Source organism: Pseudomonas sp. SDT291_1_S447, assembly GCF_054070155.1.
Genome location: NZ_JBSVXS010000018.1, coordinates 1 through 11,421 on the forward strand (window position 1 = coordinate 1; position 11,421 = coordinate 11,421).

Consider the following 11,421-nt stretch of genomic DNA (forward strand, 5'->3'; position numbering starts at 1 on the left):
GCGGTGTGTCAGCTGATATCCATGTCACTGAAACACCGCTTTCGCGAGCAAGCTCGCTCCCACAAGAGATCTAGGTTTGGCGGTAGGGCAACGCTGTTTTTGCTTCTTCGGCGTAGGCGAGGATGCCGGCGCGTTCCTGTTGCAGGAAATCTTTCACTGCTGCTTTCAGACCTGGATGTCGCAGGTAATGCCATGAATGGGTGATCACCGGTTCGAACCCGCGAATCAGCTTGTGCTCGCCCTGAGCGCCAGCATCGAAACGCTGATAACCCTGCGCGATCGCATAATCCATCCCCTGATAAAAACAGGTTTCAAAGTGCAGCCGATCAAACTCGGCCAGACACCCCCAGTAGCGGCCGTAGAAACTGTCGCCACCGACCAGACTGAACGCCATCGCCACCGGCCGTGAGCCCTGTTTGGCCAGCACCACGCGGATTGCCTCGGGCATGCGCTCGGCCAGCAGACTGAAAAACTCCCGCGTCAGATACGGCGTCTGGCGCCGCACCGCGTAGGTGTTGGCGTAACAGGCGTAGACAAAATCCCACTGCGCCTCATCCAGCTCGCGCCCCTCCAGCCATTCAAACTCAAAGCCCTGCCCCGCCACTTGCTCGCGCTCCTTGCGCATCTGTTTGCGCTTGCGCGAACTGAGCACGTCGAGGAAATCCTGGAAGTCGCGATACCCGCGATTCTGCCAGTGATATTGACAGCCAATGCGTTGCAACCAGCCCGGTTGTTCGGCCACCGCCGCGTCGGTGAAGGCGTCGGTGAAATTGATGTGCGCGCTGGAAAGCCCTTCGATCTCCAGATAGCCGGGCAGGCTCTTGAGCAGTTCGAAACCGTCTTCGACATTGGCCGCCAACAAGCGCGGGCCGCTCACCGGGCTGAATGGCACAGCCGTCAAAAGCTTCGGGTAGTAATCGATACCGGCGCGGGCGCAGGCGTCGGCCCAGCCGTGATCGAACACGTACTCGCCGTAGGAATGCCACTTGCGATAACTGGGTAACGCGGCGATCAGACGATCGCCCTCGACGTGCAGCAAATGCTCCGGTTGCCAGCCGGTGTGGGGGCCAACGCTACCGCTGTCTTCCAGCGCACTGAGAAAGGCATGGCGCAGAAATGGCTGGCTTTCAGGGACCAGCGCATCCCAGCTTGCCGAGGCGATTTCCGACAGGTTTTGCAGGCGTTGCAACGGCATCAACAAGCTCTCCACAACAGGACTTCAGCGCCCGGCGAGTATCGCCGATTGCACGGCATTGCACACCCGCAATCGGCCGACAGCGCTCTAGATCAATAGTTCAGGGCGAATCGATATCGTCATCAACCTGCCATCACTGTGCCACTGCTCTGTCATAAACCATCGCGATACTGGCGCCTGTTTTTAGAGCGCCGGGTTCTACCCGGACACTGTTTTCCGACGCTCGAATCGTCGGTTGTGCCCCGGATGGCTGTGCCATCCCCTCTCATCTTCGGAGATTGCTATGCGTCTTGCTTCCACGAAAACTGCGGCGGCCCTGTGCGGTGGCTTGTTGCTGGCCATGAGTGTTCCGGCCAGTGCTGCAGTCGACGCCAAACTGCTCGACATGCTCAAGGCTAACGGTTCCATTTCCCAGGCGCAGTACGTAGAACTGCAAACTGAACTGGCCAAGGATCAGAAGGCTCAGCAAATCGCGCAGCAGGCGCAGCAAGAGACCAACGAACAAGTCGCCGCCGTTGCGAAGAAAACCAACGAACAAAGCGTCTTCGACCAGAAACTGGCCTGGGCGGCCAAGACCCAGTTCAAGGGCGATGTGCGTATCCGCCAGGAAACCATCAAGATCGACGGCGAGCCGAACAACGGCGGCCGCGACAAGGATCGTCAGCGCATCCGTGCCCGTCTGGGCGCCTACACCGAGATCAACCCACAGGTCGACACCGGCATCCGCATCGCCACCGGCGGCGGCGATGACGCCCGTTCGACCAACCAGGACCAGGACAACTACTTCGACAAGAAGCAGATCTGGCTGGATCTGGGCTACATCGACTACCACCCTGACCAGATCAAGAACCTGCACATCATCGGCGGCAAGATGCTCCAGCCGTGGGTCAGCATGGGCGACGTGATCTGGGATAGCGACATCAACCCGGAAGGTCTGGCCGTTACCTACAAATACCCGTTGGGCAGCAGCGCCGAACTGTTCGGCAGCCTGGGTAACTACAACCTCAAGGACAACGTCGACGGTGATGGCGTGCAATTCCGTCACGACCTGCGCCTGACCGCCGGCCAGTTGGGTAGCCGCTTCAACATCAGCGACAACCTGAAAGTGACCTTGGGCGGCAGCGTCTACGCCTACCAGAACGACGAAGACAGCCGCTGCACCGGCACTTCCACACCGTGCGCCCTGGCAGTCAATGGCAACTCGGCCAACAACGAATTCCGTCTGTATGAAGGGTTCAGCCAGGTCGACATCGGCGGTCTGCCGATGCCATTGTCGTTCTACGGCCAGTACGTGAAGAACAACGATGCCGTGACCGATCAGGACACCGCGTGGCTGTTGGGTGCCAAGTCGAAAGTCTTCGGCCTGAACCTCGATTACAACTATCGTGACGTGCAGCGCAACGCCGTGGTCGGCGCCTTCACCGACTCCGACTTCGCCAACGGCACCACCGGTTCCCGTGGCCACAAGTTCAAGGTCGGTTACGACATCGACAAGAACTTCGCCATTGGCGCGACGTACTTCCTGACCAAGGCCGACTTCGCCAGCCGTACCCAGCGTGACGCTGACGCCAACACCCTGCAGCTGGATGCGGAAGCCAAGTTCTAAAAACAGCAGTTGCAAGCTTCGAGCCTCAAGCTGCAAGTCAAAGCATTACTTGCAGCTTGAGACTTGGCGCTTGCAGCTGACTCTCTTATAGCCCGGTGCGGGCGGAACGATCCCCATCATCCGTTCGTTTCGCTCGCGCCGGGCTATTTCTGCAGGATGCGAAAATCCCCTGTAGGAGCTGCCGAAGGCTCGGGCCGCGATCAGACGATCTTTTGATCTTGATCTTAAAAAAGATCAAAAGATCGCAGCCTCGTTTCACTCGACAGCTCCTACAGGGGATTATCTTTTCGTCGTTGCTCGGCCAGGCGTTCGGCCAGGTCATCGATGCCTTCTACCGGTTGCTCCGGCAGCGCCTTCAAGGTGGCTTGCATCAAACGCATCTGGCGAATGAAACGCCGGCAGTTCGGGCAAAACATCAGGTGATGACGCACCATCCACTTTTCGCGAAAGCTCAACTGGCCATCGAGATAATCGCTGGATCGTGCCACTTGCTCCTTGCAGGTCAACATTCTCCTGTCTCCTCAAAATGTTCTACGGTCGCGAAGACCTTCAAACGTGCCCGATGCAGCAGCACGCGGACATTGGAGAGCGAGATCTCCAGAAGATTACAGATTTCCTCCAGCTCCAGCCCCTGCCGCTCGCGCAACAGCAAAACGCTGCTTTGCAGCTCCGACAGATTCAACAAGGTGTGCTCAAGACAGTCGCGCAATTCGCTTTCGGTCAGCAGCGCTTCCGGTGTGTCCTGGTGCCAGGCGAACGGGGCGACCAGCCAATGGCCGTCACCGGGAGAAAAACGGTCGTCGTCGATCGTGCCATGGGGCGATGGCAGATCATCCATCAACACTTCGCGGCGATTCTGTTTATAGCGACTTTTCGCTGAGTTGGCGGTGATGGTCAGAAGCCAGGTCTTGAGACTGGAGCGACCTTCGAAGCTGCCGATGTGGCGCACTACGGACAGCCAGGCGTCCTGCACCACTTCTTCGACATGGCGCTGCCCGACAATCGCATACGCCACCGCGCGCATGGCGCTCTGATACGTCGTCACCAGTTCCTTGAAAGCCTGTTGCTCGCCGGCCAGCAGGCGCGCAAGCAGTTGGGTGTCGTCAGCCGCCATCCAAAAATTTCCTTGTGCCGATTCCGAAAATGACGGCGGCAGGTCTTCACCTGCCGCCATTTCCGAAAAATTACAGCGTTTGAGCCGATTCGGATGTAGGAAAAGTCGGCGCGATTAAGAGGAAATTAAACCTCTTTTCAACGCTTGCGCAGAATGACGCTGCCGATCGAATAGCCGGCACCGAACGAACTCAAGACAGCCAGCGAACCGGCAGCCAGATCGTCCTGATATTTGTGGAAAGCAATCACCGAACCTGCGGAGCTGGTGTTGGCGTAGGTGTCGAGAATCACCGGCGCTTCTTCTTCGGTGGCCTCACGGCCCAACAGTTTGCGCACGATCAGGTGGTTCATGCTCAGGTTAGCCTGGTGCAGCCAGAAGCGCTTCACGTCGCCGACGTTGAGCTGGTTCTCTTGCAGATGTTCGCCAATCAGCTCGGCAACCATCGGGCAGACATCCTTGAACACCTTGCGGCCTTCCTGCACGAACAGCTTGTCGCGGGCACCGATGCCCTCTTCCGCCGCGCGGTTGAGGAAGCCGAAGTTGTTGCGGATGTTGTTGGAGAACTTGGTCAGCAGTTTGGTGCTGACCACGTCGAACTGGTGCTTGGACGTCGCGGTGTCAGCGCGCTCGATGACCACTGCAGTCGCAGCATCGCCGAAGATGAAGTGGCTGTCGCGGTCACGGAAGTTGAGGTGACCGGTGCAGACTTCCGGGTTGACCATCAGGATCGCCCGGGCCTGGCCGAGTTGCACGCTGTTCGCCGCTGCCTGAATGCCGAACGTCGCCGAGGAGCAAGCGACGTTCATGTCGAAACCGAAGCCTTGAATGCCCAGCGCTTCCTGAACTTCGATGGCGATGGCCGGGTAGGCGCGCTGCAGGTTGGAGCAGGCGACGATCACGCCGTCGATGTCAGCGGCGGTTTTGCCGGCGCGTTGCAGGGCTTGCTCGGCTGCGCCGATGGCCATCTGGCAGAGCACCGACCATTCGTCGTTGGAACGCTCCGGCAAGCGCGGAGCCATACGTTGTGGATCGAGGATGCCGTCCTTATCCATGACAAAGCGGCTCTTGATGCCGGAAGCCTTTTCGATAAACGCAGCGCTGGATTCGGTCAGGGCCTGGACTTCGCCGCTGGCAATGGCCTCGGCGTTGTCGGCGTTGAACTGGGCGACGTAGGTATTGAAAGACTGCACCAGCTCTTCGTTGGAGATGCTGTTGGCCGGGGTGTACAGGCCGGTGCCGCTGATGACGACGTTATGCATGGTCGTTTCTCTAATCTGTTCAGGCAGAAAGTGCTGGAACCGTCGTACCAACACACAAAGGGTCTATTCCCATCCGGGGGACGCAAACCTGGCATCGCTTTATTCCGTTGCGCGACCCGGCCGAAGGCTCTGGGGCGCGAAACAGGCGTTTATGGTCGCGAAGTTTGCCATAAACGTGGACTTTTGGCGCCTTTCTCAAGCACAACCCAAATCCCAATGTGGGAGCGAGCCTGCTCGCGATTGCGTCGTATCAGTCGCTATTGAGTTGACTGACACTCTGCTTTCGCGAGCAGGCTCGCTCCCACAGGGGATTGCGCATGGCTCAAGGTCAGGGTTCGACCTGGCTCCACTGCTTGTTCAGGCGTTTGTCGGAGATCGGGACCTTGGTGCCCAACTGTTGAGCGAACAGTGAGACCCGATATTCCTCGAGCCACCAGCGATACAGCTCAAGTTGCGGGTCGCGTTTGCCTTCCTGCGCATGTTTCGCCGCGCGGGCCTGATATTGCGCCCAGAGGCCAGCGAGTTCACCGCTCCAGACGCGATCCTTCTGCACCTGCGCACCGAGTTTCTCGAAACGCTGCTCGACCGCCTTCAGGTAACGCGGCAACTCCTTGAGCCACTGCATCGGCGTCTCGCGGACAAAACCCGGATAAACCAGATTATTGATCTGCTGCTTGATGTCATTCAGCGCCACGGCTTGCGCCAGATCGATCTTGCCCTTGAAGCGTTTTTGCAGACCGTGCCAGAGCTTGAGAATCTCCAGCGTCAAGCGGGCCACGCGCTCGGCGTGCTCGGTCCAATTGCCGCGTTTGCGCTCGGCCAACGCCGCCAACCCGGCACCGTCACGGGGCAGTGGGTCTTCACCTTCAAGAATGCAGCTGTCGAGGCTCGCCAGCAGAATGTCTTCGACCAGCGCATCGACCCGGCCCAGCTCGCGATAGAGCAGGCCCAGCTCGGTCTGCCCCGGCAACTTGCCGCGCAGGAACTTGGCCGGTTCCGCCAGTTGCTGCATCAACAGACGCTGCAAGGCGCGACGATGCTGGAACTCGGCTTCAGCCGGGGTCGAGAAGCGCCCTTCCTTGACCGTGCCGCCCTCTTCGACCAGCGCCGGATACACCGTCATCGATAGCCCGGCGATCTTCTGCTGAGTCTTTTCCGCCACCGGCGCGAAGACTTTCGCCTCCACCGGTTGCTGGCTTTTCGCGCTCTGCGGCACCGCCAACGCGGCCTGACTGGCTTCGGCAAACCGTGCGGTCAGCTCGGCCAGATCGCGGCCTTCGCCGAGGAACTTGCCTTGGCCGTCGACGATTTCCAGGTTCATCCGCAGATGCCCCTCGACGCCTTGCTCGGCTTCTGCCCACGCCTCGTCGCTGACCCGCGCGCCGGTCATGCGCAGCAATTCGCGGCCCAGCGCTTGCGGCAACGAACCCTCAGCAAAGGTCATGCGATGCAATGCAGCCTTGATGAAGTCCGGCACCGGCACAAAATTCTTGCGCAGCGCTTTCGGCAGGTTGCGCACAAGGGCGATGCACTTGGCCTCGATCAGCCCCGGCACCAGCCACTCCAAGCGCTCCGGCGGCAGCATCGGCAGCAGCGGCGCCGGCACGCGCAGGGTCACGCCGTCGCGCGGGTGATTGGGTTCGAAGTGATAGGTCAGCGCCAGTTCCAGATCGCCGATGTGCAGCGTGTCCGGGTAATCGCGCGCGGTGACTTCACTGGCCTCGCGGGCCAGCACGTCTTCCTCGCGCATGATCAATAGTTGCGGGTTCTTCTGACTGTTGATGCGATACCAACTGTCGAAGGTCGCGGTCTGGTGAATCTCCGCCGGCAGCCGCGCATCGTAGAACGCATATAGGGTTTCTTCGTCGGCGAGGATGTCGCGACGCCGGGCCTTGGCTTCCAGTTCGTCGAGCTGTTCCAGCAGTTGCTGGTTGGCCGTCAGGCACTTGGCTTTGGACTGAATCTCGCCACGCACCAGACCTTCGCGGATAAACAGCTCACGGGAAACCACTGGATCGACCGGGCCGTAATGCACCGGGCGGCGGCCGACCACGATCAGCCCGAACAGGGTGATCTGTTCGAACGCCACGACCTGGCCGCGCTTCTTTTCCCAGTGCGGTTCGAAATGGTTTTTCTTGATCAGGTGCCCGGCCAGCGGCTCGATCCAGTCGGCATCGATCTTGGCGACCATGCGCGCGTAGAGCTTGGTGGTTTCCACCAGTTCGGCGGTCATCAGCCACTGCGGACGCTTTTTGCCGATGCCCGACGACGGGTGAATCCAGAAACGCCGCTGACGCGCACCAAGATAATCGCCGTCCTCGGTTTTCTGACCGATCTGGCTGAGCAGACCGACCAGCACCGCTTTGTGCAGTTTCGGATAATCCGCCGGCTCTTTATTCAGGCTCAACTGCATGTCGCGGCAGATCAGGCTCAACTGGCGGTGAGAATCACGCCACTCGCGCAGACGCAGGTAGTTGAGGAAGTTCTTGCGGCACCAGTTGCGCAGCGGGCTCGCGGTCAATGCTTGGCGCTGCTCTTCGAAACCGCGCCACAGATTCACCAGTCCGGCGAAGTCAGAATCAACGTCTTTCCATTGCGCGTGGGCCTGATCGGCCGCTTGCTGACGTTCCGGCGGACGCTCGCGCGGATCCTGAATCGACATGGCACTGGCAACGATCAGCACTTCCTGCAGGCTGCCGAGCTTGGCCGCTTCGAGCAGCATACGGCCCATGCGCGGGTCGACCGGCAGGCGCGCAAGTTGACGACCGAGCGGGGTCAACTGACTGTTGCGGTCCACCGCCGAGAGTTCTTGCAGCAGATTGAAACCGTCGCTGATCGCCTTGCCATCCGGCGGTTCGATAAACGGGAACGCGGTGATCTCGCCGAGACGCAGATGCAGCATCTGCAAGATTACGGCGGCGAGGTTGGTGCGCAGAATCTCCGGATCGGTGAATTCCGGGCGCCCATTAAAATCTTCTTCGCTGTACAACCGAATGCAGATACCCGGCTCGACCCGGCCGCAACGGCCCTTACGCTGGTTGGCGCTGGCCTGGGAAATCGCCTCGATCGGCAGACGCTGGACCTTGGCGCGATAGCTGTAACGGCTGATGCGCGCGGTGCCGCTGTCGATCACGTAACGGATGCCCGGCACCGTCAGCGAAGTCTCGGCAACGTTGGTTGCCAGCACTACGCGACGGCCCGGGTGCGACTGGAAAATCCGCTGCTGCTCGGCCGGCGACAGACGCGCGTACAGCGGCAGGATTTCAGTGTGTTTGATCTGCGCCTTGCGCAGCATGTCGGCAGCGTCACGAATCTCGCGCTCGCCTGGCAAGAACACCAGCACATCACCGGGGCTGCGGCGTTCGCTGCGCTCGTAAGCGGCGATTTCATCGAGGGTCGCGAGGATCGCCTGATCCACCGTCAGGTCATCTTCGACGCGGTTGCCCTCTTCGTCCTGCTCAAGCGTTAGCGGGCGATACCAGGTGTCCACTGGGAAGGTACGACCGGAGACTTCAACAATCGGCGCGTCATCGAAGTGCTTGGAGAAACGCTCCAGATCGATGGTCGCCGAGGTGATGATGACCTTCAGGTCCGGACGACGCGGCAGCAGGGTTTTCAGGTAACCGAGCAGAAAATCGATGTTGAGACTGCGTTCGTGGGCTTCGTCGACGATGATCGTGTCGTAGCGTTCGAGGTAGCGGTCATTCTGGGTTTCCGCGAGCAGGATGCCGTCGGTCATCAGTTTGATCAGGGTGTTGGAATCGCTCTGATCTTCGAAACGCACCTGATAGCCAACCAGCGCACCGAGCGGCGTAGCGAGTTCTTCGGCGACCCGGCTGGCGACGCTGCGGGCTGCGATTCGACGTGGCTGGGTGTGGCCAATCAGACCGTGCTGGCCGCGACCGATTTCCAGACAGATTTTCGGCAACTGGGTGGTTTTACCCGAGCCGGTTTCGCCGGCGATGATCAGCACTTGGTGTTTTTCCAGCGCTTTTTTGATCTCGTCGCGCTTGGCCGCGATCGGCAGACTGTCGTCGTAACGAATCACCGGCAGGCTGGCACGGCGCGCCAGCACCTGATCACAGGACGCCTGCATGCGCGTCACCCACTGAGCCAGTTTGGCCTCGTCGGGTTTCTTGCGCAGCTCAAGCAACTGCCGCCGCAGCCGGTGACGGTCGGCGAGCATGGCGTGATCGAGGTTTTTCAGCAGTTTGTCGATGGAGGGCGATTCGTCGGTCATCGGGTAGGCAATTCGGTCGTCTATTTATGCAGGGGGCGGATTGTCGCAGATTTGGCGGATTTGTGGCGTATCAGGGGGATTGCGGCCCTCACCCTAGCCCTCTCCCGGTGGGAGAGGGGACCGACCGAGTCAACTTTGCCAGCCTCGCCGACCTGAACGCGCATCACCGAATCCATAATCGCCAAGCTCTTTCAGGTCGATGCTTGACGCAAGACACCTCGGTCGGCCCCCTCTCCCTCCGGGAGAGGGTTGGGGTGAGGGTTTCTGGCTTATTCGTTATCCAACCCTTTACGCCGATAGGGAAAGACGTCTATGACCTTGCCGGCCCGAATCGCCTCTTGCAGGCTCTTCCAGTAATCCGCGTTATACAACTCGCCATGCAACTGATCGAACAACTTGCGCTGCCCCGAATCGGCAAACAAAAACGGTGGAAATTCCTCGGGAAACACATCCAGCGGCCCAATCGAATACCACGGCTCGGAAGCCATTTCATCCTCCGGTGTACGCGGCGCGGGAATGTGACGGAAGTTGGCTTCGGTCAGGAAACAAATCTCGTCATAGTCATAAAACACCACCCGCCCATGCCGGGTGACGCCGAAGTTCTTCAACAACATGTCACCGGGAAAGATATTCGCCGCCGCCAGTTGCTTGATCGCCAAGCCGTAATCCTCCAGCGCCTCACGCACCTGCGCATCGTTGGCGTTTTCCAGATACAGATTGAGCGGGGTCATTCGCCGCTCGGTCCAGCAGTGACGGATCAGCACCGTGTCGCCCTCGACCGACACCGTCGACGGCGCCACCTCCAGCAGTTCTTCAAGACACGCCGGATCGAACTTGCTCAACGGAAAACGGAAGTCGGCGAACTCCTGGGTATCGGCCATACGCCCTACCCGGTCGACACTTTTTACCAGCCGATACTTCTCGATCACCGTGGCGCGGTCGACGTTTTTCGACGGCGAAAAACGGTCCTTGATGATTTTGAACACGGTGTTGAAACCCGGCAGGGTGAACACGCTCATGACCATGCCACGCACACCCGGGGCCATGATGAACTGGTCATCGGTATTGGCCAGATGGTTGATCAGTGCGCGGTAGAACTCGGACTTGCCGTGCTTGTAGAAGCCGATCGAGGTGTACAGCTCGGCGATGTGCTTGCCCGGCAGGATGCGCCGCAGGAAACCGATGAATTCCGCCGGCACCGGCACGTCGACCATGAAATACGAACGGGTGAACGAGAAGATGATCGACACGTCGGCTTCGTCGGTGATCAGCGCGTCGATCTGAATCCCGCGCCCTTCGCGGTGCAGCAGCGGGATCACCAGCGGCCATTGCTCGTCGCGGGTGTAAATGCGCCCGACCAGGTACGCGCCCTTGTTGCGGTACAGCACCGAGGAAAACAGCTCGACGCTGAGTTCCGGGTCCTTGCACACCCAGTCCGGCAGGTTCTCGCGCAGTTGCGCTTCGAGGCGGCGCAGGTCGCCCGGCAGATCGGCGTAGTCCTCGCTGAAACGGTAGTCGGCAAAAATGCTCGCGAGCATCCCCGACAGCTGTCCCTGTGGTTTGTACGTGCGGGTTTGCGCAGCGCGGGCACGGCGCAGGCTCGGGCGGGTGGTGTGGATGAACATGCAACCGTCGCTGATCAGGTCGTGACTGAACAGCCCGCAGAAAATCGAGTTGTACCAGGTCTCGGACAACTCATCATCGAAGCGCAGGTCGATGACGCTGATGTAGGCACTTTTCACCAGCGGCCAGCAGCTGACGTTCATCAGCGTTTCATCGTCGAAGTAATCGCGCAGGCGGGCGATGGTTTCGCCGACCTTTTCTTCATAGAGATTGATCCGCGCCGCCGACGCCGTTTGCGTCTCCTGCCAGCGTGCCTGCTCAAAACGCTCGCGGGCGCCGTCGGTGATCCGCCGGAAATGCTCGCGATAATCGTCGAAGCCATCGAGGATCATCCGGGCGATGTCGGTGGCTGGCCATTGCTGCGGCATAGATAAGACCTCGGCG

Annotated in this window: 7 protein-coding genes; 1 reads left to right on the top strand and 6 read right to left on the bottom strand. The window is 59.9% G+C overall.

Translation table 11 applies throughout. The annotated features are described in order from the left end of the window. Window positions 1-70: 70 nt before the first annotated feature. A complete protein-coding gene (locus ACW9IR_RS08815) occupies window positions 71-1,195 on the bottom strand; it encodes a GNAT family N-acetyltransferase (protein ID WP_457462783.1) in 1,125 nt (374 codons plus the stop codon). A gap of 283 nt (window positions 1,196-1,478) precedes the next feature. Between ACW9IR_RS08815 and ACW9IR_RS08820 the strand changes: the two genes are divergently transcribed. After that, window positions 1,479-2,801: a putative porin gene (locus tag ACW9IR_RS08820; RefSeq protein ID WP_457462785.1), complete on the top strand. Its 1,323-nt coding sequence runs from the start codon at window positions 1,479-1,481 to the stop codon at window positions 2,799-2,801. Window positions 2,802-3,070: 269 nt separating this feature from the next. On the opposite strand, the gene ACW9IR_RS08825 is transcribed toward ACW9IR_RS08820, so the two are convergent. The 5 genes from ACW9IR_RS08825 to aceK all read right to left on the bottom strand — a co-directional run bounded on the left by ACW9IR_RS08825 (window position 3,071) and on the right by aceK (window position 11,405). Further along, window positions 3,071-3,310 carry an anti-sigma factor family protein gene (locus ACW9IR_RS08825; RefSeq protein WP_110720049.1) on the bottom strand — a complete coding sequence of 80 codons (240 nt, stop codon included), beginning with the start codon at window positions 3,308-3,310 and terminating at the stop codon, window positions 3,071-3,073. After that, window positions 3,304-3,915 (bottom strand): RNA polymerase sigma factor, encoded by a 612-nt coding sequence (locus ACW9IR_RS08830; RefSeq protein ID WP_457462788.1) that lies wholly within the window; start codon window positions 3,913-3,915, stop codon window positions 3,304-3,306. The genes ACW9IR_RS08825 and ACW9IR_RS08830 overlap by 7 nt, the downstream gene beginning before the upstream one ends. Window positions 3,916-4,052: 137 nt before the next feature. Beyond that, complete coding sequence (locus ACW9IR_RS08835) at window positions 4,053-5,174, bottom strand: beta-ketoacyl-ACP synthase III (protein WP_457462790.1); 1,122 nt, start codon at window positions 5,172-5,174, stop codon at window positions 4,053-4,055. 328 nt (window positions 5,175-5,502) lie between these two features. Beyond that, window positions 5,503-9,414 carry an ATP-dependent RNA helicase HrpA gene (gene hrpA, locus ACW9IR_RS08840; protein WP_457462792.1) on the bottom strand — a complete coding sequence of 1,304 codons (3,912 nt, stop codon included), beginning with the start codon at window positions 9,412-9,414 and terminating at the stop codon, window positions 5,503-5,505. Between the two features lie 269 nt (window positions 9,415-9,683). Continuing rightward, on the bottom strand, window positions 9,684-11,405 hold the full coding sequence (gene aceK / locus ACW9IR_RS08845) for a bifunctional isocitrate dehydrogenase kinase/phosphatase (RefSeq protein ID WP_102900292.1): 1,722 nt from the start codon (window positions 11,403-11,405) through the stop codon (window positions 9,684-9,686). Window positions 11,406-11,421 lie beyond the last annotated feature (16 nt).

Coding starts and splice junctions, on each gene's coding strand:
- ACW9IR_RS08830 (WP_457462788.1), bottom strand. CDS start 3,915: ATGGCGGCTGACGACACCCAACTGCTTGCGCGCCTGCTGGCCGGCGAG.
- ACW9IR_RS08815 (WP_457462783.1), bottom strand. CDS start 1,195: ATGCCGTTGCAACGCCTGCAAAACCTGTCGGAAATCGCCTCGGCAAGC.
- ACW9IR_RS08825 (WP_110720049.1), bottom strand. CDS start 3,310: ATGTTGACCTGCAAGGAGCAAGTGGCACGATCCAGCGATTATCTCGAT.
- ACW9IR_RS08820 (WP_457462785.1), top strand. CDS start 1,479: ATGCGTCTTGCTTCCACGAAAACTGCGGCGGCCCTGTGCGGTGGCTTG.
- hrpA (WP_457462792.1), bottom strand. CDS start 9,414: ATGACCGACGAATCGCCCTCCATCGACAAACTGCTGAAAAACCTCGAT.
- aceK (WP_102900292.1), bottom strand. CDS start 11,405: ATGCCGCAGCAATGGCCAGCCACCGACATCGCCCGGATGATCCTCGAT.
- ACW9IR_RS08835 (WP_457462790.1), bottom strand. CDS start 5,174: ATGCATAACGTCGTCATCAGCGGCACCGGCCTGTACACCCCGGCCAAC.